Annotated in this window: 20 protein-coding genes and 1 tRNA gene; 13 read left to right on the forward strand and 8 right to left on the reverse strand. The window is 73.8% G+C overall.

Annotated elements, in window-relative coordinates; genetic code table 11:
* Nucleotides 1–71: 71 nt before the first annotated feature.
* On the reverse strand, nt 72–1,049 hold the full coding sequence (locus ACWF41_RS20965; protein ID WP_452183195.1) for a hypothetical protein: 978 nt from the start codon (nt 1,047–1,049) through the stop codon (nt 72–74).
* 381 nt (nt 1,050–1,430) lie between these two features.
* Here ACWF41_RS20965 and ACWF41_RS20970 point away from each other — a divergent pair, with 381 nt between their 5' ends.
* The 7 genes from ACWF41_RS20970 (at nt 1,431) to ACWF41_RS21000 (ending at nt 9,254) form a co-directional block, all read left to right on the forward strand.
* Nucleotides 1,431–3,074 (forward strand): peptide ABC transporter substrate-binding protein, encoded by a 1,644-nt coding sequence (locus tag ACWF41_RS20970; protein ID WP_380326845.1) that lies wholly within the window; start codon nt 1,431–1,433, stop codon nt 3,072–3,074.
* A 273-nt stretch (nt 3,075–3,347) separates the two neighbouring features.
* Nucleotides 3,348–4,316 carry an ABC transporter permease gene (locus tag ACWF41_RS20975; protein WP_380321776.1) on the forward strand — a complete coding sequence of 323 codons (969 nt, stop codon included), beginning with the start codon at nt 3,348–3,350 and terminating at the stop codon, nt 4,314–4,316.
* Complete coding sequence (locus tag ACWF41_RS20980) at nt 4,309–5,241, forward strand: ABC transporter permease (RefSeq protein WP_380321780.1); 933 nt, start codon at nt 4,309–4,311, stop codon at nt 5,239–5,241. The genes ACWF41_RS20975 and ACWF41_RS20980 overlap by 8 nt, the downstream gene beginning before the upstream one ends.
* A gap of 5 nt (nt 5,242–5,246) precedes the next feature.
* Entirely contained in the window at nt 5,247–6,305 is a 1,059-nt protein-coding gene (locus ACWF41_RS20985) for an ABC transporter ATP-binding protein (RefSeq protein WP_380321783.1), read from the forward strand.
* Complete coding sequence (locus tag ACWF41_RS20990) at nt 6,298–7,608, forward strand: ABC transporter ATP-binding protein (protein ID WP_380321786.1); 1,311 nt, start codon at nt 6,298–6,300, stop codon at nt 7,606–7,608. The genes ACWF41_RS20985 and ACWF41_RS20990 overlap by 8 nt, the downstream gene beginning before the upstream one ends.
* 3 nt (nt 7,609–7,611) lie before the next feature.
* Nucleotides 7,612–8,436, forward strand: coding sequence for a type 1 glutamine amidotransferase (locus tag ACWF41_RS20995; RefSeq protein WP_380321789.1), 825 nt, complete (start codon nt 7,612–7,614; stop codon nt 8,434–8,436).
* Complete coding sequence (locus ACWF41_RS21000) at nt 8,436–9,254, forward strand: serine hydrolase (RefSeq protein ID WP_380321792.1); 819 nt, start codon at nt 8,436–8,438, stop codon at nt 9,252–9,254. Before ACWF41_RS20995 ends, ACWF41_RS21000 begins: the two co-directional genes overlap by 1 nt.
* Here the strand turns inward: ACWF41_RS21000 and ACWF41_RS21005 are convergent.
* The 4 genes from ACWF41_RS21005 to fdhD all read right to left on the reverse strand — a co-directional run bounded on the left by ACWF41_RS21005 (nt 9,211) and on the right by fdhD (nt 14,407).
* Nucleotides 9,211–10,452, reverse strand: a complete 1,242-nt coding sequence (locus tag ACWF41_RS21005; protein ID WP_380321795.1) for an MFS transporter — start codon at nt 10,450–10,452, stop codon at nt 9,211–9,213. The genes ACWF41_RS21000 and ACWF41_RS21005 overlap by 44 nt on opposite strands.
* Nucleotides 10,453–10,485: 33 nt before the next feature.
* Nucleotides 10,486–10,989 (reverse strand): MarR family winged helix-turn-helix transcriptional regulator, encoded by a 504-nt coding sequence (locus ACWF41_RS21010; protein WP_380321798.1) that lies wholly within the window; start codon nt 10,987–10,989, stop codon nt 10,486–10,488.
* A gap of 209 nt (nt 10,990–11,198) precedes the next feature.
* Complete coding sequence (locus ACWF41_RS21015; RefSeq protein WP_380321801.1) at nt 11,199–13,517, reverse strand: FdhF/YdeP family oxidoreductase; 2,319 nt, start codon at nt 13,515–13,517, stop codon at nt 11,199–11,201.
* Nucleotides 13,514–14,407 (reverse strand): formate dehydrogenase accessory sulfurtransferase FdhD, encoded by an 894-nt coding sequence (gene fdhD / locus ACWF41_RS21020; protein ID WP_380321804.1) that lies wholly within the window; start codon nt 14,405–14,407, stop codon nt 13,514–13,516. Before fdhD ends, ACWF41_RS21015 begins: the two co-directional genes overlap by 4 nt.
* A gap of 142 nt (nt 14,408–14,549) precedes the next feature.
* On the opposite strand from fdhD, the gene fdhA reads away from it, so the two are divergent.
* A complete protein-coding gene (fdhA, locus tag ACWF41_RS21025; RefSeq protein WP_380321807.1) occupies nt 14,550–15,770 on the forward strand; it encodes a formaldehyde dehydrogenase, glutathione-independent in 1,221 nt (406 codons plus the stop codon).
* Nucleotides 15,771–15,839: 69 nt separating this feature from the next.
* Here fdhA and ACWF41_RS21030 read toward each other — a convergent pair whose 3' ends face one another.
* From ACWF41_RS21030 to ACWF41_RS21040, 3 genes are read right to left on the reverse strand one after another with little or no spacing between them, the layout of a single operon-like run.
* The gene (locus ACWF41_RS21030) at nt 15,840–16,439 is read right to left on the reverse strand and encodes a TetR/AcrR family transcriptional regulator (protein WP_380321828.1); all 600 of its coding nucleotides are present in this window, start codon (nt 16,437–16,439) and stop codon (nt 15,840–15,842) included.
* Nucleotides 16,440–16,488: 49 nt separating this feature from the next.
* On the reverse strand, nt 16,489–16,983 hold the full coding sequence (locus ACWF41_RS21035; protein ID WP_380321810.1) for a hypothetical protein: 495 nt from the start codon (nt 16,981–16,983) through the stop codon (nt 16,489–16,491).
* The gene (locus ACWF41_RS21040; protein ID WP_380321813.1) at nt 16,980–17,471 is read right to left on the reverse strand and encodes a DM13 domain-containing protein; all 492 of its coding nucleotides are present in this window, start codon (nt 17,469–17,471) and stop codon (nt 16,980–16,982) included. The genes ACWF41_RS21035 and ACWF41_RS21040 overlap by 4 nt, the downstream gene beginning before the upstream one ends.
* A gap of 131 nt (nt 17,472–17,602) precedes the next feature.
* Between ACWF41_RS21040 and ACWF41_RS21045 the strand changes: the two genes are divergently transcribed.
* The 5 genes from ACWF41_RS21045 to ACWF41_RS21065 all read left to right on the forward strand — a co-directional run bounded on the left by ACWF41_RS21045 (nt 17,603) and on the right by ACWF41_RS21065 (nt 22,518).
* Entirely contained in the window at nt 17,603–18,301 is a 699-nt protein-coding gene (locus ACWF41_RS21045) for a response regulator transcription factor (protein ID WP_380321816.1), read from the forward strand.
* On the forward strand, nt 18,298–19,542 hold the full coding sequence (locus ACWF41_RS21050; protein WP_380321819.1) for a sensor histidine kinase: 1,245 nt from the start codon (nt 18,298–18,300) through the stop codon (nt 19,540–19,542). The genes ACWF41_RS21045 and ACWF41_RS21050 overlap by 4 nt, the downstream gene beginning before the upstream one ends.
* Nucleotides 19,543–19,692: 150 nt before the next feature.
* A tRNA-Gln gene (locus tag ACWF41_RS21055) sits at nt 19,693–19,764 on the forward strand.
* 145 nt (nt 19,765–19,909) lie between these two features.
* The gene (gene glmU, locus ACWF41_RS21060; RefSeq protein WP_380321822.1) at nt 19,910–21,538 is read left to right on the forward strand and encodes a bifunctional UDP-N-acetylglucosamine diphosphorylase/glucosamine-1-phosphate N-acetyltransferase GlmU; all 1,629 of its coding nucleotides are present in this window, start codon (nt 19,910–19,912) and stop codon (nt 21,536–21,538) included.
* Complete coding sequence (locus ACWF41_RS21065; RefSeq protein ID WP_380321825.1) at nt 21,535–22,518, forward strand: ribose-phosphate diphosphokinase; 984 nt, start codon at nt 21,535–21,537, stop codon at nt 22,516–22,518. Before glmU ends, ACWF41_RS21065 begins: the two co-directional genes overlap by 4 nt.
* Nucleotides 22,519–22,600 lie beyond the last annotated feature (82 nt).

Here is a 22,600-nt window from a genome sequence, read left to right on the forward strand (position 1 = left end):
CGTCTCCCCCTCTATTGCCCGGCCCGCCGCCGTCGAGCCCTCAGCACGGCATCGTACCCCCTCGGCGTAGTTCAGCCCCCCCCCCCCGATCCCGAACTGCCGCCGTGAGTGCCCGCGGGCGGTGGCGGGGGCGGCAGCAGAGGGTTGAGCCGCGCCGCACGGCGGACCTGCGCCGGGAACCTGGCGAGCAGGCGTCGCGCGACCTGGTCAGGGCGCCGGGCGTCCCGGGCGACGAACCGCAGCGGCCGCGCGCCGAGGTGCTCCGTGATCGCGTCCTCGCGCACCTTCTCGTCGAACAACGCATGCTCGGCGTCGTAGGCCGGGCCGAACGCGCCGTCGCGGTACTTGATCCGCCCGTCGAACTCGGCGAGCACGCGGTGCTCGGGCCAGGCGAGGTCGACGAAGAAGCGGCCGGCGTGCGTGTCGACCTGCAGCTGCGTCTGCGGTCGCGGGAGGCCTGCACGCAGTGCGACGTATCGCAGCCAGGTCTCCCAGGGCGGGTCGACCCGCGCCTCGGCCAGCTCGAGCACGAGGCGAGCCCGGCGTACGCCGCGCCGTCGTCCGGCGAGCCGACCGATCGCATCGTCCCGGTCCAGGCCGTGCCCGAGCGCCCAGTCGGCGACGACGAGACCGCCCAGCGGGTGCATGGTCGTCACGCAGTCGACGACGGTCCGGGCGAGGTCGGTGATCGGCAGCCCGCCGCGCTCCACCCAGCGCTCCGGCAGGCCGCGTCGTCGCGTGATGTCAAGGGCGGACCGCGAGCTGGCACCCGACCGCTGGAGTACGTGCGTCGTCGTCGGCGTCTCCCACAGCGGGACGCCCCAGGCGAGTGCTGCGGACTCGTGGCTGAGCACGTGCTCGGCGTCGAGCTGCCGGTGGACGGCGACGAGGTGGTCGTGGGCACGGGCGTGCGGGTCGTCCGTGCCGGCCCGTGACGCGCGGTAGGCACCCCGGCGCACGCGCTCGATCTCGCGCGCGGCGGTCGCGCGTCGCAGCTCGGCGGGGTCGTGGTGCCGTGCGATCAGCAGGCCGCGGTCGTCGTCGCTCATGGCCGGGAGCGTGCTCCGCGCGCACGCCCTCACGCCGCCGTCCGACGGGTGGCTGTGGACGGGCTCGGCCTGGGGGCAGCGTCAGCGCGGCAGTTCACGCTCGCGGCGGCAGTTCGAACTGCCGCCGTGAACCCGAACTGCCGCCGTGAGGACGCGCGGGCGGCGAGCCGAGCGCGACACGCGGTCGATCGTTACTGATCCTTAACAGTGATTTTCACCACGGGAGGCCATGATGGCGATATGTTCCACGGCAACGTCGTCGTGGGCCCGAGGAGTCGGTGCGCGACGACGTGCACGACGACGTGAACACACGCATGGCAACGGCGCCTAGAGCGACCACGACGTGGGGAGAAGCCGGTGACGATGGGGCGAAGGGCTGCTGTGGCAGCCACGGCGACAGCGGTGGCGCTGGTGCTGGCGAGCTGTTCCGGCGGGGGCGGCGACGGTGACGGTGACGGCGGCGGGGGCGACGGCGGGGGGAGCGACCCGGACGCCACGCTGCACCTGTCGCTGAGCCAGGACGTCGAGACGCTGCTGCCGATGGACTCGAACGTCGGCGACAACATCAGCGTGCTCGACGTCGTCTACGACGGGCTGGTGCGGTACGACCCGAAGACCACGGAGCCGTACAACTACGTGGCCGACAGCATCGAGTCCGACGACAACACGGTCTGGACGATCAAGATCAAGCCGGACCTGAAGTTCCAGAACGGCGAGGCCGTCGACGCGGACGCGTTCGCCCGGGCCTGGAACTACGCGGCGTACGGCCCGAACGCGATGGCGAACAACTACTTCTTCGAGCGCATCGCCGGCTACGACGAGATGCAGGGCGAGACCGACGACGACGGCAACGTCACGAAGGAGCCGTCCGCGGACACGCTGTCCGGCCTCAAGGTCGTGGACCCGCAGACGCTCGAGGTCACGCTGACCGGCCCGTTCGCCGGGTTCTCGACGATGCTCGGCTACACCGGCTTCTTCCCGATCGCGCAGGCCTGCCTCGACGACATCGACGCGTGCGCCGTGCAGCCGATCGGCAACGGCCCGTTCCAGGTGGAGAAGTGGGACCAGGGCGTGAACCTCACCGCGAAGCGGTGGGAGGACTACACGCTGAAGGAGACCCCGAAGTACGGCGCCATCGAGTGGACCGAGTACACGGGCGAGGACAACTGGCCGGACTTCCAGGCCGGCAACCTCGACTTCGCGACCCCGCCGCCGGCGGAGACCGCGGCGGCCGCGAACGACCCCGACCTGCAGGAGCGGTACATCGAGGGCCCGGGCGCCGCGCTCACCTACCTCGGCTTCCCGCTCTACAAGGACGGCCCGTGGACGAAGGTCGAGTTCCGCCAGGCGATCTCGCAGGCGATCGACCGGCAGGGCATCATCGACGCCCTGCTGCCCGGCCAGCGCATCCCGGCCGACAGCTGGGTCGTGCCGGACGTCGTGCCAGGAGGCACGGGCGGCACCTGCGAGTTCTGCACCTTCGACCCGGACGCCGCCAAGGCGGCGCTCGCGAAGGCGGGCGGCTGGCCCGACGGCGAGAAGCTGACGATCCACCTGGGCCAGGACGAGACGGAGCAGGCCCTGTTCAAGGCGGTCGGCGACTCCATCCAGGAGACGCTCGGCATCCCGTACGAGCTGGACCCCACGGAGGACTACTTCGCCCGCCGCTCGGCGCGCGACTTCTCCGGCCCGTTCCGCGCCAACTGGTTCCCGGACTACCCGCTGAACGAGAACTACCTGGCCCCGGTGTACGCCAGCGGCGACGCCAAGAACGGCAACGTGGAGTTCGGCTACTACAGCGCGGACTTCGAGGCGGCCATCAAGGCCGGCGACGAGGCCCCGACGCTCGACGACGCGGTCGCCAAGTACCAGGAGGCGGAGAAGATCCTCGCCGCCGACTTCCCGACGATCCCGCTCTTCGTGGCCCAGAACACCACGTACTACAGCGAGAACGTCTCGAACGTCGTCCTCGACCCGTTCAGCGGCGAGCCCAAGCTCCGCCTCCTCGACGTGACGAACGGCTGACAACCGGCGACATGACGAACGGCTGACAGCTCAGATCGACCCTCCCGGTGGCCGCGGCCCAGGTCACCGGCCACCGGGAGGGTGCATGACGAGCGGGGCGCGGGTGTCGATGTCGCGAGGCTGGTCGGGCCTGGCGGGAGCCGCGAGGAACGAGCGGCGGATGGCGCGCCTCGCGACATCGACACCCGCACCCCGCGACACACGCCGCACCACCGCAAGGCAACAGAGAGAACGTGAATGGGCCGCTACATCCTCCGCCGCACCCTCTTGGGCGTGGCCACCCTGCTGCTCGTGATGTTCGTGCTGCACCTGCTCACGACGTTCGCGATCCAGCTCAACGGCAATCCCGCGCTGGCGTTCTTCGGCGACCACGTGCCGACGAAGTCGCAGCTGGCGGCGGTGGAGGCCCGCTACGGCCTCGACGACCCCTGCTACGACCAGCCGGGCAACCCGTGCCTGGGCCCGTTCGTGGAGCGGCTGGGCTCGTACGCGCAGGGTGACTTCGGCACGAACCTGCGCGGCCGCGAGGTCACGGACATCGTGGCGACGGCGGCGCCGAACACGCTGAAGCTGTTCCTCGTCGTGACGATCGTGTGGTTCGTGCTCGGCATGGGCCTGGGCACGGTGGCGGCGCGCTGGCGGGGCCGGGCGTCGGACCACGGGATCCGGCTGACGTCGGTGCTGATCGACGCGTTCCCGATCTTCGTGCTGCTGCTGGTGTACCGGTACGTGTTCGCGGTGCCGCTGAACGGGTGGGCGAAGGACACGTTCGGGGCGAGCAGCTTGCCGGCGCTGTGGTTCCGGCCGTCGTTCGACGACGACCATCCGTGGGCGACGCTGCTGGTGCCGGGCATCCTGCTGGGCCTGGCGGGCTCGGCGGCGTTCATCCGCCTGGTGCGGGCGAGCCAGCTGGAGTCGTACGCGGGCGACCACGTGCGCACGGCGCGCTCGCGGGGGCTGAACGAGCGGCACGTGGTGGTGCACCACGTGATGCGCAACTCGGCGGTCCCGGTGGTGACGGCGGTGGGGCTGACCTTCACGGAGGCGCTCGCGGGCGCCGTCATCACCGAGGGGATGATGAACATCTACGGCATGGGCGGGGTGCTGTGGAGCGCGGTCCGCGGCGCGGACGTCGCCCTCGTCCTCGGCGTGGTGACGATCCTCGCGGCGGTGACGGTGGTCGTGATGCTGGTGGTCGACGTCGCCTACGCCGCCCTGGACCCGAGGATCCGTTATGCCTGAGCCCACTGCTGCTACTGCGACCCCCGACGCGCCGAAGGTGGACGCCGCCGCGTCGCTGGGCGGGGACGCGTGGCGCCGGCTGCGCCGTCGTCCCGACGTGATCGTGTCGGCGCTGGTCGTCGTCTTCTTCGCCGTGATGGCGGCGTTCCCCCTGCTGTTCACCAGCACGGACCCGCAGCGCTGCCTCATCGGCGACTCGAAGATCCGGCCGCAGGGCGTGGGCGCCGAGCACCCGCTGGGCACCGACGTGCACGGCTGCGACATGCTGGCGCAGCTGGTGCACGGGGCCCGCCCGTCGCTGCTGCTGGCGTTCGTCGTGGTGGGCGCGTCCGTGATCATCGGCGTCGTGCTCGGCCTGCTCGCGGGGTACTACCTGGGCTGGGTGGACACGGTGGTGTCCCGCACGATCGAGGTGTTCCTCGTGATCCCGCTGTTGCTGGCGGCGCTGCTGCTGCTGTCCCTGTTCCGGAACGTGAACGTGGGCGGCGGGTCGTTCGACGTCATCCTCCTGCCGGCGGTCGTCCTCACGATGTTCGGGTGGATGGGGTACGCGAGATACGTGCGGGCGAGCGTGCTGGAGGCGAAGAACCTGGACTACGTGACGGCGGCGCGCGCGCTGGGTGCCTCGGACCTGCGGGTCATGGTGCGGCACGTGCTGCCGAACGCGATCGGCCCGGTGACGGCGCTGGTGCCGACGGCGATCGCGGGGGTGATCAGCGCGGAGGCGGTGCTGGCGTTCCTGGGGATCGGCGTCCGGCCCCCGGCGATCAGCTGGGGGATCATGATCACGAACGGCGCGGAGTGGGTGACCGGCGGGTACCCGTACCTGCTCCTCATCCCGCTCGGGTGCCTGATCCTCACGGTGCTCGCGCTCGTCGTCCTCGGTGACGCGCTGCGCGACGCCCTCGACCCGAGGCTCCGGTGACCGACATGACGGAGAGCATCACGCACACGACGGACGGCACGACGACGGACGCCCGCGAGGCGGGCGAGACCCTGCTCGAGGTGGAGGACCTGGCGGTCGAGTTCCGCTCCGACGACGGGGCGGTGCGCGCCGTCGACGGCCTCAGCTACCGGGTGGAGGCGGGCCGCACCCTGGCCCTGGTGGGGGAGTCGGGCTGCGGCAAGTCGGTGAGCTCGCTGGCCGTGATGGGCCTGCTGCCGCCGACGGCGCGCGTGGTGCGCGGGGCGGCTCGGTACCGCGGCACGGACCTGCTGGGGCTGTCCCCCACGCAGCACCGCGGGCACAACGGCACGCACGTCGCGATGGTGTTCCAGGACGCGCTCGCGGCCCTCAACCCGGTGCACACGGTGGGCTACCAGCTCGCGGAGTCGCTGCGGGCCCGCACGGGGAGCTCGAAGCGGGACGCGCGCCGCCGTGCGGTCGAGCTGCTCGACCTCGTGAAGGTGCCGAACGCGGGGCAGCGCGTGGACGAGTACCCGCACCAGTTCTCGGGCGGCATGCGGCAGCGCGTGATGATCGCGTCGGCCCTCGCGCTCGACCCGGACGTGCTCATCGCGGACGAGCCGACGACGGCCCTCGACGTCACCGTGCAGGCGCAGGTGCTGCGGCTGCTGGCGGAGATCCAGGCGGAGCGGCAGATGGGCCTGGTGCTCATCACGCACGACCTGGGCGTCGTGGCCGGCGTCGCCGACGACGTCACCGTGATGTACGCGGGGCGTGCGGTGGAGCACGCGCCGGTGCGTGACCTGTACGCCGCGCCCGCGCACCCGTACACGCGGGCGCTGCTGCGCTCGGTGCCCCGCCTCGACGCCGGCGGCGACCGTGCCGGCGGCGGCCGGCTGCCCGTGGTGCCGGGCCGCCCGCCCGCTCCCGGCCGCGTCCCGTCGGGCTGCCCGTTCCACCCGCGCTGCGACATGTCCCGCGACGTGTGCCGCACCGACGTGCCGCGCCTCGACGACGTCGCCCCCGGGCGGTCGTCGGCCTGCCACTTCGCCACCGAGCTCCTGGGAGGCGTCCGTGCCTGAGCCCGTCCCCGCGGCCCTCGCGGCCGCCCCCTCCGGCGCCTCCGACGTCGTGCTCGAGGTGCGTGACCTCGCCAAGTCGTACCCGGTGCGCCAGGGCGTCGTCATCAAGCGGACCACCGGCCACGTGCAGGCCGTGGACGGCGTGTCCCTCACGCTGCGGCGCGGCCGCACGCTGGGCCTGGTGGGCGAGTCCGGGTCCGGCAAGTCCACGCTGGCGCGCGTGCTGGTCGGCATCGAGAAGCCGACGCGCGGGCAGGTGCTGGTGGACGGCGAGGACGTGTCGCGGATGTCGCGCGCGGCCCGCCGCGAGCTGCGCCGGTCCGTGCAGATGGTGTTCCAGGACCCGTACACGTCGCTCAACCCGCGCATGTCCGTGGGCGAGATCGTGGCCGAGCCGTTCCGCATCCACCGCGACGCCGTCCCGCGCGGCGGCCGGCGGCGCGCCGTCGCCGAGCTGTTCGAGCTGGTGGGCCTGGACCCGGACCACATGCACCGCTACCCGCACCAGTTCTCCGGCGGGCAGCGCCAGCGCGTCGGCATCGCGCGGGCGCTCGCCGTCAAGCCCCGGGTGCTCGTGTGCGACGAGCCCGTCTCGGCGCTCGACGTGTCCGTGCAGGGGCAGGTCATCAACCTGCTGGAGGACCTGCAGGACGAGCTGGGGCTGTCGTACCTGTTCATCGCGCACGACCTGGCCGTCGTGCAGCACATCGCCGACGAGGTCGCGGTGATGTACCTGGGCCGCGTCGTCGAGGAGGGCGACGGCCCCGCCGTGTACGGCGACGCCCACCACCCCTACACGCGCGCTCTGCTGTCGGCGGTGCCGGTGCCCGACCCGACGGCCCGGCCCGCGCAGGGCGACCTGATGCTGGAGGGCGACCCGCCCTCTCCCGCCGACCCGCCGTCCGGCTGCCGCTTCCACACGCGGTGCTGGCTCGCCCGCCGGCTCGCCGCCGAGCAGGGCGTGGGCGGCGACGGGCCGGAGGCCGTCCCCGAGCGGTGCCGCACCGAGGACCCGGTGCTGGTGCCGCTCGGGCGACGAGACGCCGGGACCGGGGTGCACGCGGCCGCGTGCCACTTCGCCCAGGAGGCCGCCGCGCTCGGCGGGCGGCCCGCGCCGGACGAGTCCGAGCCCGCGGAGACGCCCGACGCGGACGCCGATCCCGACGCCGACGCGAACGCCGACATCGACCCCGAGGCGACGCTCGACCCCGACACCGCCCGCGCCGTCGTCCGCCCCCGGGCGGCCGAGACAGTCCCCGAGACCGCGCCCGACAGCCCCGTCCTCGAGAGCAAGGAGCGCTGACCCGTGCCAGACCGCCGACCGACCGTCGTCCTCGTCCAGAACTCCCCGCACAGCGGGCCGGGGCGCCTGCCCGCCTGGCTGGAGGAGGACGGCGCCGCCGCCGTCGTCGTGCAGGGCGCGGACCTTGCGGAGCAGGTCCCGACGCTCCGCGGCACCGATGCCGACGGCGCCGTGCACGGCCTCGTGCTGCTGGGCGGCGGGCTGCTGCCCGACGAGGACGAGCGCGCGCCGTGGCTGCCGCACGAGCGGGCGCTCGTGGCCGAGGCGCTGGCGGCCGGCGTGCCGGTGCTGGGCATCTGCCTCGGCGGGCAGGTCCTCGCGCACGTCACGGGCGGCACCGTCACGGGCCGGTCGGGGGAGACGGAGAAGGGGCTGTGCCCCGTGCGCCTCCTCGACGACGCGGCCGACGACGCGCTGCTCGGACCCCTCGGCGCGCTGGCCGACGGCGGCGAGGTGCGGATGATCGAGAGCCACGTGGACTCGATCACGGGGCTCCCGCCCGAGGCCGTGCACCTCGCGACGAGCGACGCGTGCGGGGTCCAGGCGTTCCGCGTGGGCGACGTGGCGTGGGGCCTGCAGTTCCACCCGGAGGCCGCGCCCGAGCGCATCGGGTCGTGGGACGCCGACGAGCTGGCCGCGCTCGGCTTCGACCGGGACGAGCTGCTCGCCGCGGGCCTGGAGCGGGCGCCCGAGAACGAGCGGCAGGCGCGGGCGCTGTCCGCCGCCTTCGCCGCCGTCGTCCGCGACCGTTGTGGGCGGGAGACACGCCCTCGACACGCCGGGGAACGGGGCCAAGATCCCGCTCACAACGAGGCGGGGGTGCGGTGATGGTCTCCACGGGCACGCACTCCGACGGCGTCCCCGTCGTCGCGTACCAGGTGCGGCGCGCGGGCGGCGAGGTGCTCGCCGAGCGCGACGCCGACGCGCCGTTCTACGCCGCGTCCACCGTCAAGCTCGCCGTGCTGGTCGCCGCCGCGCGGGCGCTGGAGGACGGGGCCCTGACGGTGGAGCAGGAGGTGGCCAGCACCGACACGTTCCGCTCGCAGGTGCCCGGCGCCCCGGACTACCGCATCGAGCCGGACGACCTCGACCCCGGGATGCCCGCGCCCGGCACCCTCGTGCCGGTGGGCCAGGTGGTCGACCGGATGATCGTCGTGTCGTCCAACGAGGCCACCAACATCGTCATCGAGCTCGTGGGCCTCGACGCCGCGAACCGGGCGCTGGCCGACGCGGGCGCCACCCGCAGCGTCGTCGGGCGCAAGTACAGCGACCTCGCCGCCGAGGCGCGCGGCGACTCCCACCGCACGACCGCCGGCGACCTGGCCGCGCTGATGTCCGCCGTGGTCACCGGGCGCCTCGCGGGGCCCGAGCAGACGGCGTGGATGCTCGGGCTGCTGGCCCGCCAGACGGAACGGCAGCTCACCGCGGCCGTCCCCGACGGCGTGCCGTGCGGGTCGAAGTCCGGCTGGGTGGACGGCATCCGGCACGACGTCGCGTTCGTCGGCGAGCCCGGGCCGGGCGCCCTCGTCGTCGCCGTCTGCACGCGCGGCTACGACGAGGCGCAGGCGGAGGAGACCCTCAAGGCGCTCGGGGCGCTGGCCGTCACGCTCGCCGGGCCGACGCCACCCACATCGCCGCGGCCATGACGGCCAGCAGCGCGGCGACGACCAGCAGCGGGGCCGTCCACGCGCCCGTGGCCTCGTGCACGGCGCCGAGCGCGGTGGGGGCGAGCGCGGCGCACGCGTAGCCCGCTGTCTGCACGACCGCCGACGCGCGCCGGGCCACGGCGATGCCCGGGCTGCGCTGCGCGACGAGCGTGAAGATCGCCGTGAAGTTGCCGCCCTGCGCGGCGCCGGCGAGGCCGACCCACAGCAGCCAGAGGTCGGGCGCGAGCAGCAGACCCACGGGCAGCGACAGCCACATCACCGACAGGACGGCGGCCACCTGCCGCGCGGACAGCCCGCGCGCCAGGCCGGCCGGGACGAGGAACGACCCCGCCACCGCGCAGAGCTGGAACGGCGCGGCCGCCCCGCCCGCGCCGGCCGCCGTCATGCCGAGCCGGTCGTGCAGGATCTCCGGCAGCCACGCCGTGACCGCGTAGTACCCGCTCGCCTGCCCCGCGAACGCGACCGACAGCAGCACGACGAGCCGCCGCACGTCGCGCCGGGCGCCGGGGGCGAGGGCCGTGAGCTCCGCCCGCGCGGACGGCGGCCGGGACCGGCGCGCCGACGCCGGCACCCCCGCCTCGCCGCGGGCGGCCAGGGCACGGCCCGCCGGCACCCACGCGACCAGCGCCGCCACGGCCAGCACGCCCCAGCCGGCCAGCGCCCACTGCCAGCCGAACGCCACGGCCAGCGGCACCGTCAGCATGGTGGTGAACGTGGAGCCGAGGTTCATCATCGCGCTGTACGCGCCGGTCACGGCCGCGGCCCGGCGCCGGAAGTCCCGCGTGATGACCACCGGCACGGCCACGTTGCCGATCGAGATGGCGATGCCCAGCACGGCCGTGCCCACGAGCGCGGCGGGCACCGACCCGGCCGAGCGCACGACGGTGCCCGCGAGGATGCCCGCCAACGCCGCGCCGAGCGCCAGCTCGGGGCCGAGGCGGGCCACCAGCACCGACGCCAGCGGCGTGCACAGCGCGAAGCACAGCACCGGCACGGACGTGAGCAGCCCCGCACCGGTCGAGGTGAGCCCCAGCCCCGCCGCGACCTGGTCGACCACCGGCGGCAGCGACGTGATCGGGGCCCGCAGGTTGAGCGCCACCAGCAGCAGCGCACCGAGCAGCAGCCCGGTGCGGGCGCCGTCGTCGCGCCCGGCGGCGGGGGAGGGGTGCCGGGTCACCGGGGGGTCACGGGATCGCTGGTCGGCACGGCGTCAGTCGTCGAACTGGGCGACGACGGTGCGCAGCAGCGCGGCGAGCTGCGGGCGCACCGCGGCGGGCAGCGCGTCCAGGACGCGGGCCTCGACGTCGAGCAGGTCGCTCATCGCCGCGTCCACCCGCTGCCGCCCCGCGGCGGTGAGCTGCACGAGCACGCCGCGCCGGTCGGACGGCGCGCGGTGCCGCTCCACCAGCCCGCGCCCCTCGAGGCGGTCGATGCGGTTGGTCATGGTGCCGCTGGTGACGAGCGTCTGCGCCACGAGCACGCCGGGCGACAGCCGGTACGGCTCGCCCGCGCGGCGCAGCGCGGACAGGACGTCGAACTCCCACGTCTCCAGGTCGTGCCGCGCGAACGCGCCGCGGCGCGCGCGATCCAGGTGCCGGGCCAGCCGGCTGACCCGGGAGAAGACCGTCAGCGGCTCGACGTCCAGGTCCGGGCGCTCGCGGCGCCACGCGTCGACGATCCGGTCGACCTCGTCGGACCGTGCCTCCACATCCATGCGCCGAGACTACGCCGGTCTCTCGACGTCAAGAATCTTGACACGTGTGATCTCGTGCCGAAGTTGTCCGGATCTGCGCGAGGTAGTGGACCGGACCACTACCTCGCGCAGATCCGGACTACCTCGCGGGGAGCTGAACTACCTCGGCAGGGCTGGAACTACCTCAGCAGGGCTGGAACTACCTCGCGGGGATGCGGACCACCTCGGCGTCAGACGGGATCGAGGCGGACGACGACGGCCTTGGAGACAGGGGTTCGGCTGGTCTCGGCGGTGGCGCCCAGGGGCACGAGGACGTTCGCCTCCGGGAAGTAGGCGGCGGCGCACCCGCGCGCCGTCGGGTAGGCGACGACCCGCTGGCCGCGCAGCACCCGGTCGACGCCGTCGTGGTACTCGCCGTGCACGTCGACGGTGACGCCGTCCGCGAGGCCCAGCTCGGCGAGGTCCTCGGGGTTGACGAGCACGACGGCGCGGCCGCCCTTGATGCCGCGGTAGCGGTCGTCGCGGCGGTAGACGGTGGTGTTGAACTGGTCGTGGGACCGGATGGTCTGCAGCAGCAGCCGCCCCGGCGGGCACTCCACCGGCGCGAGCTCGTTGACGGTCAGGTGCGCGCGGGCGTCGGGGGTGGGGAAGGTGCGCGAGTCGCGCGGGGCGTGCGGCAGCCGGAACCCGCCCTCGCGGCGGATCTTCGCGTTGTACCCCTCGCAGCCGGGCACGACCCGCGCGACGTGCTCGCGGATCACGTCGTAGTCGCGCTCCATGGCGAGCCAGTCGACGGGCCCGGGGCCGCCCGGGCGCCGGCCGAGGACGGCGCGCGCCATGCGGGTCACGATCGACACCTCCGACAGCAGGGTGGGCGCCACCGGGTCGACCTTCCCCCGCGACGCGTGCACGGCGCACACCGTGTCCTCCACCGACACGAACTGCTCGCCCGACGCCTGCCGGTCGATCTCCGTGCGCCCGAGGGTGGGCAGGATCAGCGCCTCGCGCCCGACGACGGCGTGCGAGCGGTTCAGCTTGGTGGAGATCTGCACGCTGAGGTCCGTGCGCGAGACTGCCTCCTCCGCCGCGACGGTGTCCGAGATCGCGCCGACCAGGTTGCCGCCCAGCGCGACGAGGGCCTTGACCCGCCCGTCCGCCATCGCCTCCACGGTGCCCACGGCGTCGAGCCCGTGCGCGCGGGGGACCTCGAGGCCGAACTCGGCGTCGAGCGCGTCGAGGAAGCCGTCCGGCATCTGCTCCCAGATGCCCATGGTGCGGTCGCCCTGCACGTTGGAGTGCCCGCGGATGGGCGACGCGCCCGCGCCCGGGCGGCCGATGTTCCCGCGCAGGAGCAGCAGGTTGACGATCTCCTTGATGGTGGGGACCGCCTTGGCGTGCTGCGTGAGCCCCATCGCCCACGTGACGATGACGTTGTCCGCCCGCACGTAGCGGTCGGCGAGCTCGTCGATCTCGCGGCTCGTGAGGCCGGTCGCGGCGAGGACGGCGGCCTCGTCGAGGTCCGCCAGGTGCGCGGCCAGCTCCTCGAGCCCCGACGTCCGCTCGGCGAGGAACGCGTGGTCCAGCACCGTGCCGGGCGCGGCGGCCTCGGCCTCCAGCACCCGCTTCGACACCGCCTGCAGCAGCGCCATGTCGCCGCCCAGCCGGATCTGCAGGAAAAGGTCGGCGAGCCCGGTGCCGCGCCCCGCCAGCCCCCGCGCGGTCTGCGGGTTCTTGTAGCGCATGAGCCCGGCCTCGGGCAGCGGGTTCACGGCGACGATGCTCGCGCCGTTCCGCTTGGCCTCCTCCAGCGCGGTGAGCATGCGTGGGTGGTTGGTGCCCGGGTTCTGCCCCATGATCACGATGAGGTCGGCCAGGGCGAAGTCGTCGTAGGTGATCGTCGCCTTCCCGACGCCGATCGTCTCGCCCAGCGCGGCACCCGTGGACTCGTGGCACATGTTGGAGCAGTCGGGCAGGTTGTTCGTGCCGAAGGCGCGCACGAAGAGCTGGTAGGCGAACGCGGCCTCGTTGGAGGTGCGCCCGCTCGTGTAGAACGACGCCTGGTCGGGGTCCTCGAGTCCGCCGAGGCGGTCGCCGAGGATCGCGAACGCCTCGTCCCACGACACCGGCACGTAGTGGTCGGAGTCGGCGGCCTTGTGCACGGGCTCCACCAGCCGGCCCTGCTGCCCCAGCCAGTGCTCGGTGCGGGTGCGCAGGTCGGAGACGGGGTGCTCGGCCCAGAACTCCGGCTCGACGACGAGCGGCGTCGCCTCCCACGTGACCGCCTTGGCGCCGTTCTCGCAGAACTCGGCGGGCTTGCGCCGGTCCGGGTCGGGCCAGGCGCAGCTCATGCAGTCGAAGCCGTCCTTGTGGTTCATCGACAGCAGCAGCTTCGCCGTGCGGCTCGCGCCCATCCCGCGCACCGCCGGGACGAGGGCGTGCACGATGCCGGGCACGCCGGCCGCCCAGTCCTTCGGGGGCCTCGTCTCGCGGGGCTGCGGCCCCACGGGCTCGCCGTCGTCCCGGACCTCCTCGGGCTGCTGCGTGGTCATGCCGCGTCCCCTCTCCGGTGCCGGCGTCTCTGGTCCTGGTGCGCGGCGTCCTCGTGCGTCTCGACCACCCGGTGCTCGCCGGCGTAGACGACGAGCGTGGGGTCGCGCACGAACCCCACGAGCGTCAGGCCGGCCTCGTCGGCCAGCTCGGCCGCGAGGGACGACGGCGCGGAGACCGCCGCGAGCACCGGCACGCCCGCCATGACCGCCTTCTGCGTCAGCTCGAAGCTGGCGCGCCCGGACACGACGAGCACGGTGCCGCGCAGCGGCAGGCGCCCGGCGGCGGCCGCCCACCCGACCACCTTGTCGACGGCGTTGTGCCGGCCCACGTCCTCCCGCACGACGAGGGCCTCGCCGGTCGCGGCGTCGAACAGGCCCGCGGCGTGCAGTCCGCCGGTCCGGGCGAACACGTCCTGCGCGGCCCGCAGTCGGTCGGGCAGGGCGGCGAGCAGCGCGGCGTCCACGCGCACCGGGTCGCCGGCGACGTCGAAGGCGCTGCGCGTGAACACGGCGTCGATCGACGCCTTCCCGCACAGCCCGCACGCGCTGGAGGTGAAGAACTCCCGGGCCAGCGCCGGGTCCGGCGGGGCGACGCCCGCGGCGAGCGCGACGTCGAGCACGTTGTAGGTGTTCTCGCCCGGTTCCGCCGGGCCGGGCGCGCAGTACCGCGCCCCCGCGACCTGCGCCCCGTCGGTCACCACGCCCTCGGAGACGAGGAAGCCGGTCGCGAGCTCGACGTCGTGGCCGGGCGTGCGCATCGTGACCGCCAGCGACCGACCGCCCACGCGGATCTCCAGGGGCTCCTCGCCGGCGAGCAGGTCCTCGCGGCGCGCGGTGCGCCCGCCGATGGTGACGCGCCTGACGCGGCGTCGGACGGTGACGCGGGTCATACCCGCAGGCCTAGCAGACCCGGGGGCCGGGCACAACGGCAGCCCGCCCGACGAACCGGCCCGACCTGCCGAGACCACCCGACCGGGCCTACGGTCGGGGGACCGGCTCAGACCGGGCCGGGCGTGTTCAAGGAGGAGCACCATGGCAGACACCAACCGCGCGGTCGCGTACAAGGGGCCGGGCGAGGTCGAGGTCATCGACATCGACTACCCGACGTTCGAGCTCAAGGACGGCCCCGGGGTGAACCCGGCGAACGTCGGCCGCAAGGTGCCGCACGGCGTGATCGTCAAGACCGTCGCGACGAACATCTGCGGTTCGGACCAGCACATGGTCCGGGGGCGCACGACCGCCCCGAAGGACCTCGTGCTGGGGCACGAGATCACCGGCGAGGTGGTGGAGACGGGGCCGGACGTCGAGTTCGTCAAGGTGGGCGACATCGTCTCCGTGCCGTTCAACATCGCGTGCGGGCGCTGCAAGAACTGCAAGGAGCGCAAGACCGGCATCTGCCTGAACGTGAACCCGGACCGCCCGGGCAGCGCGTACGGGTACGTCGACATGGGCGGCTGGGTCGGCGGGCAGGCGAACTACGTGCTGGTGCCGTACGCGGACTGGAACGTGCTGCGGTTCCCGGACCGCGACCAGGCGCTCGAGAAGATCATGGACCTGACGATGCTGTCCGACATCTTCCCGACCGGCTTCCACGGGGCGGTGACCGCGGGCGTGGAGGTCGGCTCCACCGTGTACGTCGCGGGGGCCGGGCCGGTGGGGCTCGCCGCCGCGACGGGCGCGCTGCTGCTCGGGGCGGCGGTCGTCATCGTCGGCGACATGAACTCCGGCCGGCTGGCGCAGGCGCGGTCGTTCGGCTGCGAGGCCGTTGACCTCACCAAGGGCGGGCCGGCCGAGCAGATCGAGCAGATCCTCGGCGTGCCCGAGGTGGACTGCGGCATCGACGCCGTCGGCTTCGAGGCCAAGGGGCACGGCGCCGGGGCGAAGGAGGCACCGGCGACCGTCCTCAACGACCTCATGGACCTCACGGCGGCGGGCGGCGCGCTGGGCATCCCGGGGCTGTACGTCACGGGCGACCCGGGCGGGATCGACGAGGCCGCGCAGAAGGGCGCGCTGTCCCTCAGCCTCGGGACGGGGTGGGCCAAGTCGCTGGCGTTCACCACCGGCCAGTGCCCGGTGATGAAGTACCACCGGGGGCTGATGCAGGCGATCCTGCACGACCGCGTGCAGATCGCGAAGAACGTCAACGCGAAGGCCATCACGCTCGACCAGGCCCCGCAGGGGTACGCCGAGTTCGACGCAGGCGCCGCGACCAAGTACGTCATCAACGCGAACGGCTACCTCGACGGCAAGTGACCGGTCGGGCCCGGGAGCTGTCAGGGCCACGTGCACCGCAACCTGCGCGTGGTCCTGACAGGTCGGGGGTCAGCGGGACTTCGTCAGCTGAGGCTTGCGCTCCATCCCGGACAGGCCGTTCCAGGCGAGGTTGACCAGGTGCGCGGCCACCTCGGCCTTCTTCGGGCTGCGCGCGTCCAGCCAGTACTGGCCCGTGAGGGCGACCATCCCGACGAGCATCTGCGCGTACAGGGGCGCCGCCTTCGGGTCCAGGCCGTTGGCCTTGAACTGGTCGCCGAGGATGTGCTCGACCAGCGTCGCGACGTCGCCGATGAGCGACGAGAACGTGCCGGTGGCCTGGGCCACGGGGGAGTCGCGCACGAGGATGCGGAAGCCGTCCTCCGACGCCTCGATGTACCCGAGCAGGGCCAGCGCCGTCCGCTCCACCAGCACCTTGGGGTGCCCGCCCTCCTCCAGCGCGCCGGTCAGCGCGTCGGTGAGGGCGCGCACCTCGCGGTCGACGACAACGGCGTAGATGCCCTCCTTGCCGCCGAAGTGCTCGTAGACGACGGGCTTGGACACCTCCGCGCGGGCGGCGATCTCCTCGACGCTGGTGCCGTCGAACCCCTTCTCGGCGAACAGGCCGCGGCTGACCTCGAGCAGCTGCTCGCGCCGCTGGCTCGCCGTCATCCGTGCGCGCGGCGGACGCTTGGGCGCTCGGGAGTCGGTGGGCATGGGGTCATTGTGCCTGGGCGCGCCGCCGGGACGCGAGGACGGTGCGCAGCGACGGCAGCGACCACGCGGAGGCGGCCGCCGGGAACGCCAGCACCATGGCGGACAGCAGCACCATCACGGGGTACTGCCAGACCAGCAGGTCGGCGAGCCAGTACGAGGCGAGGACGACGACGGACACGCCCGCCGCGGACCGCGCGAGCACCCCGAGGAGCAGGGCCGCGCCCAGCACCGTCTCGAGCAGCGGCATCGCCGCGCCGAACAGCCCGGGAGCCGAGCCCAGCACCGCGTCCGCGAAGGCCTGGAAGAAGCCCGGGACGCGGGGGTTGGACGCCGCGCCGTCGACGACGAGCCCGATGTCGGCGGCCCCGAAGCCGGCGCGGTACTTCACGAAGCCCTCGTGCAGCCACAGCGCGCCGAGGGCCACGCGGGCCGCCCCGGCGAGGGCCGGGGCGACGCGCGCGGAGGTGGTGGTCGCGTCGCGGGGCACGGCGGCCGTCACATCAGCGTGGCCGCGCCGAACACGGCCTTCGCCTTGTCGCAGTGCACGACGACGTCCGTGAAGTCCGCGGGGTCCATGCCCTCGAGGCCGTCGAGCGTGAACGTCTGGGAGGCCTCGTCGAAGGCGACCTCCCCCAGCTCGGTGCCCGCGGAGACGGCGGCCTCGTCGGTGCCCTTCGCGAGGTACAGGTGCAGGTCGGGCCCCTCGTCGGAGGAGAAGCCGGACAGGGTCACGGTGTCGCCCTCGATCATGACCATGCCCTCGACCGCCTTGCCGTTCATGCCGGCGAACGTGCCGTGCTGGGCCATGGGGTCCGCGGACGACATGTCGTCGGTCGCCATGTCGTCGGAGGCCATGTCGTCGGACTGCATGGACCGGGTGGCGTCGGGGGTCATGGCGTCGCCGGATCCGGCGTCGTCGGCGCCGCAGGCGGTGAGGGTCAGGGCCAGGGCGACGAGCCCGGTGGTGGCGAGTGCCTTCGCACGCATGAGGGGTGTCCTGTTCGTCTCGGGGGTGGGTACGACGACGAGGCAACCACCGCGCCGGCACCCGGGCGGGCGGTCTTGCAGTTCCGTAAGGACCACCGGGCCCCGGGCCGCGACTGCGTACCGTGCTGTGCATGGGCAGCAGCAGGCCGCGGGTGATGGTCGTGGAGGACGACGCGACGGTGCGCACCGTCGTGGGCGACTACCTGCGCGCGGGCGGGTACGACGTCGCCCTGTACAGCGACGGCACGGCGGCGCGCGACGCGCTGCGCGCCGACCTCCCGGACGTGCTGGTCGTGGACCGGATGCTGCCGGGGGTGACGGGGGACGACCTGTGCCGGGACGTGCGCCGGGTGTCCGACCTGCCGGTCATCATGCTCACCGCGCTGGGCGCCGTCGAGCAGCGGATCGCCGGGCTGGAGCGCGGCGCCGACGACTACGTCACCAAGCCGTTCGCCCTCAAGGAGCTGCGGCTGCGGGTGGACGCGCAGCTGCGGCGGCGCGCGCCGGCGTCGCCGGCGGCCGTGTTCGCCGTCGGGGACTTCCGGGTGGACCCCGGGCACCGCCGGGTGTGGCGGGGTGGGGACGAGGTGGCGCTGACCACGCGGGAGTACGAGCTGCTCCTGTACTGCGTGCAGCACCCCGACGAGGTGCTCGCCCGCGACGCCCTCCTGGGCGAGGTGTGGGGCTGGAGCTTCGGGGACGCGTCGACCGTCACCGTCCACGTGCGGCGCCTGCGGGAGAAGATCGAGCCGGAGCCCCGCTACCCGGTCTACCTGCGCACCGAGTGGGGCGTGGGCTACCGGTTCACCCCGCGGGGGGAGGCTCGATGAGCGGCGTCTTCGACGGCATGCTCGGGCCCGCGGACGTCGGCCTCATCGTCCTGACGACGGCGGCGTGCACCGTGGTGGTGACGGCCGTGGCGCTCCTGGTGCTGCGCTGGAACCGACGCGGGTCGGTCGCCTCGCAGTTCGCGGTGGTGATCGGCGCGGCGGTCGCGTCGATCGTCGCGTCGGTGGTCGCGGTGATGGTCGAGATGTTCATCTCCGCGCACGACCTCGTCGTGCTGAGCACGGTGGTGGTCGTGTCGACGGTGCTGAGCCTCGTCGCCGCGTGGCTCACGACCGCGCGCGCGGTGCGCCGGTCCGTGGGGACGCTGACCGAGTCCGCCCGGCGGATCGCCGACGGCGCGGTCCTGGAACCCGCGCCGGCGGGCTGGCGGGAGTTCGACGAGCTGCACGCCCGGCTCGTGGACACCTCGACCCGCCTGGCCGCGGCGCGCGCCGAGATCGACAACCTCGATGCCGCGCGCCGGCAGTTCTTCGCCTGGATCTCCCACGACCTGCGCACGCCGCTCGCCGGCATCCGCGCGATGACGGAGGCGCTGGACGACGGCGTCGCGCCCGACCCGGACGAGTACGTGCGGGCCATCCGGTCGAGGGTCGACACGCTGACGGCGATGGTCGACGACCTGTTCGAGCTCTCCACCCTGCAGAGCGGGACGCTGCGGCTGCAGCGCGAGCTCGTCGTCCTGCTCGACGTCGTCTCCGACGCCGTGGTCGACGTCCAGCCCGCCGCGGAGGGCCGGGGCGTGCGCGTGGTCCAGGCCGGCATCGAGGGCCACCTGCTGTGGGCGGACCCGCGCGAGCTGACCCGGGCGGTCGGGAACCTGCTCGCCAACGCGGTGCGCCACGCGCCGGCGGGCAGCGACGTCGTGGTCTCCGCCCACGTCAGCGACGACGAGCACCTGGTGCTCAGCGTGCTCGACCACGGCAGCGGCGTGGACGCCGCGGACCTGGGCCACCTGTTCGACGTCGGGTGGCGCGCCAGCGCGGCCCGCACCACCGACGAGGCCGTGGGCGCGGGGCACGGCGCGGGGCTCGGGCTCGCCATCGTGCGGGGCATCGTCGAGGCCCACGGCGGGTCCGTCACCGCGGCGCACGTCGCCGACGGGTTCGAGCTCGCGCTGACGCTCCCGCGCGCCCCCGACGACGCCCCCGACGACGGCCGCGACGGCGGCCGCGACGGTGGTCCGGGCGGCGGTCCGGACGGCGCGGGGGCGACGCCGCGCTGACGCGGGGGCGGCCGCGGGATGTGGCGCGCGCCACGGCATCGGGTCGCCGGAGAGCCGGGCGAGCGGCGAGGGCGGTCCTGCGGACCTGGCAGACTGAGGACGGACGCCCGACGGTGCCGCGCCTCCCGCGTGCACCGGCCCGGGGCCCGATCCGCCTTGGTGTAATCGGCAGCACAGAGGTTTTTGGTGCCTTTGGTCCAGGTTCGAGTCCTGGGGGCGGAGCGCGTGCACCACCGACGAAGCACACCCCGAGAGAGACGGAGCACTCGTGGTCTCGACAGGCTCGACCGCCGCAGGTTCGACCGAGGCACCCTCCACCCCGAGACCAGCGGCCGTGGTCGTCCTCGCCGCGGGGCAGGGGACACGCATGAAGTCCGCGACACCGAAGATGCTGCACAGCATCGGCGGGCGCACACTGCTCGGCCACGCGCTCGCTGCGGCGCGCGAGCTCGACCCGGAACAGGTGGCCGTCGTCGTGCGGCACGAGCGGGAGCTGGTCGCAGGGGCCGCGCTCGCCGCCGACCCCGCGGCGCTCGTCGTCGACCAGGACGAGATCTACGGCACCGGCCGCGCCGTCCAGTGCGCCCTCGATGTCCTCGACGCCCGCGCCCACGCGGGCCGCGCGGCCGCGCTGGCGCACGCCGACGACCTGCACGACGACCACGCGAACGGTGGGGACCACCCGCTGGGCGACGGCCTGGCCGGGTCCGTCGTCGTCCTGGCCAGCGACATCCCGCTGCTCGACGGCGCCACGCTGGGGCAGCTCCTCGCGGCGCACCACGCGGACGGCAACGCCGTCACCATCCTCACGACCGAGGTCGCCGACGCCACCGGCTACGGCCGCATCGTGCGCGAGCCCGGCTCGGGCGACGTGCTGGCGATCGTGGAGCACAAGGACGCGACGCCCGAGCAGCGCGAGATCCGCGAGATCAACAGCTCCGTCTTCGTCTTCGACGCCGCGGTGCTGCGGGGCGGCCTGGCCGGGCTCGGCACGGACAACGCGCAGGGCGAGGTCTACCTCACCGACGTCGTCGCGTCCGCGCGGGCCGAGGGCGGGGCCGTGCGCGCCGTGCTCAGCGACGACCCGATGCTGGTCGAGGGCGTCAACGACCGCGTCCAGCTCGCCGCCCTCGGCGCCGAGCTCAACCGCCGCGTGCTCACCGAGTGGATGCAGGCCGGCGTCACCGTCGTCGACCCCGCGTCCACCTGGGTGGACGTGGACGTCGAGCTTGCGCCGGACGTGACGCTGCTGCCCGGCACGCAGCTGCACGGGGCCACGAAGGTCGAGACCGGCGCGACGATCGGCCCCGACACCACGCTGACCGACGTGGAGGTGGGGCCGGGCGCGACGGTCGTGCGCACGCACGGGTCGCTGTCCGTCATCGGCGAGAACGCGTCCGTGGGCCCGTTCGCCTACCTGCGACCCGGTACCGAGCTGGGCACGAAGGGCAAGATCGGCACGTTCGTCGAGACGAAGAACTCCCAGATCGGCGAGGGGTCGAAGGTGCCGCACCTGTCGTACATCGGCGACACGACGATCGGCGAGCACACCAACATCGGGGCCGCCGCCGTCACCGTGAACTACGACGGCCAGAAGAAGCACCGCACGACGATCGGCTCGTACGCCAAGACGGGCGCCGACACGATGTTCGTCGCCCCGGTGACGGTGGGCGACGGCGCCTACACCGCCGCCGGCTCGGTGATCATCAAGGACGTGCCCGCCGGCGCGCTCGGCGTCGCGCGCGCCCAGCAGCGCAACGTCGAGGGCTGGGTCGAGCGGCGCTGGCCCGAGACGCCGGCCGCCGCGGCCGCCGCGCGCGCCCGCACCGGGGCGTCGGCCGGGCAGCTCGGTGCGCAGGCGCAGGAGCAGCTCGCCGCGCACAATGCCCTCACCGGCGCCATCCCCGTGGTGCCCGCCCCCGACCAGGCCGCCCCGGCCCCCACCAGCCCCGCCGTCGACAGTTCCGACCCGACCGAAGGAAGCACGCAGCGATGAACAACTTCATCCCCGGAACCGGAGAGCGCACCCTGGTCCTCGCCTCCGGACGGGCGCACCCGGAGCTCGCGGAGGCCGTGGCCAAGGAGCTCGGGATCGAGCTGCTCCCGGTCTCGGCGTACGACTTCGCGAACAGCGAGACGTACGTGCGCTTCAGCGAGTCGGTCCGCGGCACCGACATCTTCCTGCTGCAGAGCCACACCGCCCCGGTGAACCAGTGGCTCATGGAGCAGCTGCTCATGGTGGACGCCGCGAAGCGCGGGTCCGCCCGCTCCGTGACGGTCGTGGCGCCCTTCTACGCCTACGCCCGCCAGGACAAGAAGAGCCGCGGGCGCGAGCCGATCTCGGCCCGCCTCGTCGCCGACATGCTCAAGACCGCGGGCGCCGACCGCATCCTGAGCGTCGACCTGCACACGCCGCAGATCCAGGGCTTCTTCGACGGCCCGGTGGACCACCTGTGGGCCATGCCCGTCCTCGTCGACTACGTCCGCACCCGCGTGGACCTGTCCAACGTGGCCGTGGTGTCGCCGGACGCCGGCCGCATCCGCGTCGCCGAGCAGTGGGCGGCCAAGCTGGGCGGCTGCCCGCTCGCCTTCGTGCACAAGACGCGCGACGTCACGCGCCCGAACCAGGCCGTCGCGAACCGCGTCGTCGGCGAGGTCGAGGGCCGCGACTGCGTGCTCGTCGACGACCTCATCGACACCGGCGGCACCATCGCCGAGGCCGTCAAGGTGGTCATGGAGGCCGGCGCCCGGTCCGTGACCGTCGCCGCGACGCACGGCGTGCTGTCCGACCCGGCCGCGCAGCGCCTGCAGGAGTGCGGCGCCGCCGAGGTGGTCGTCACCGACACGCTGCCGATCTCGGCCGACAAGCGGTTCGAGAAGCTCACCGTGCTGTCCATCGCGCCGCTCGTCGCGCGCGCGATCCGCGAGGTCTTCGACGACGGCTCCGTGACGAGCCTGTTCGACGGCAACGCCTGACAGGACCTCCCCCTCCCGCGGAGGGGGGGGGGGGGGAGGGGTGGAGGTTAAAGAGTGGAAAAAGAGGGTTCCCTCGAAGCGT

This window comes from Isoptericola sp. NPDC055063 (assembly GCF_053608125.1).

Coding starts and splice junctions, on each gene's coding strand:
- ACWF41_RS21065 (WP_380321825.1), top strand. CDS start 21,535: ATGAACAACTTCATCCCCGGAACCGGAGAGCGCACCCTGGTCCTCGCC.
- ACWF41_RS21040 (WP_380321813.1), bottom strand. CDS start 17,471: ATGCGTGCGAAGGCACTCGCCACCACCGGGCTCGTCGCCCTGGCCCTG.
- ACWF41_RS21015 (WP_380321801.1), bottom strand. CDS start 13,517: ATGACCACGCAGCAGCCCGAGGAGGTCCGGGACGACGGCGAGCCCGTG.
- fdhA (WP_380321807.1), top strand. CDS start 14,550: ATGGCAGACACCAACCGCGCGGTCGCGTACAAGGGGCCGGGCGAGGTC.
- ACWF41_RS20980 (WP_380321780.1), top strand. CDS start 4,309: ATGCCTGAGCCCACTGCTGCTACTGCGACCCCCGACGCGCCGAAGGTG.
- ACWF41_RS21000 (WP_380321792.1), top strand. CDS start 8,436: ATGGTCTCCACGGGCACGCACTCCGACGGCGTCCCCGTCGTCGCGTAC.
- ACWF41_RS20985 (WP_380321783.1), top strand. CDS start 5,247: ATGACGGAGAGCATCACGCACACGACGGACGGCACGACGACGGACGCC.
- fdhD (WP_380321804.1), bottom strand. CDS start 14,407: ATGACCCGCGTCACCGTCCGACGCCGCGTCAGGCGCGTCACCATCGGC.
- ACWF41_RS21050 (WP_380321819.1), top strand. CDS start 18,298: ATGAGCGGCGTCTTCGACGGCATGCTCGGGCCCGCGGACGTCGGCCTC.
- ACWF41_RS21030 (WP_380321828.1), bottom strand. CDS start 16,439: ATGACGGCGAGCCAGCGGCGCGAGCAGCTGCTCGAGGTCAGCCGCGGC.
- ACWF41_RS21010 (WP_380321798.1), bottom strand. CDS start 10,989: ATGGATGTGGAGGCACGGTCCGACGAGGTCGACCGGATCGTCGACGCG.
- ACWF41_RS20965 (WP_452183195.1), bottom strand. CDS start 1,049: ATGAGCGACGACGACCGCGGCCTGCTGATCGCACGGCACCACGACCCC.
- glmU (WP_380321822.1), top strand. CDS start 19,910: ATGAAGTCCGCGACACCGAAGATGCTGCACAGCATCGGCGGGCGCACA.
- ACWF41_RS21045 (WP_380321816.1), top strand. CDS start 17,603: ATGGGCAGCAGCAGGCCGCGGGTGATGGTCGTGGAGGACGACGCGACG.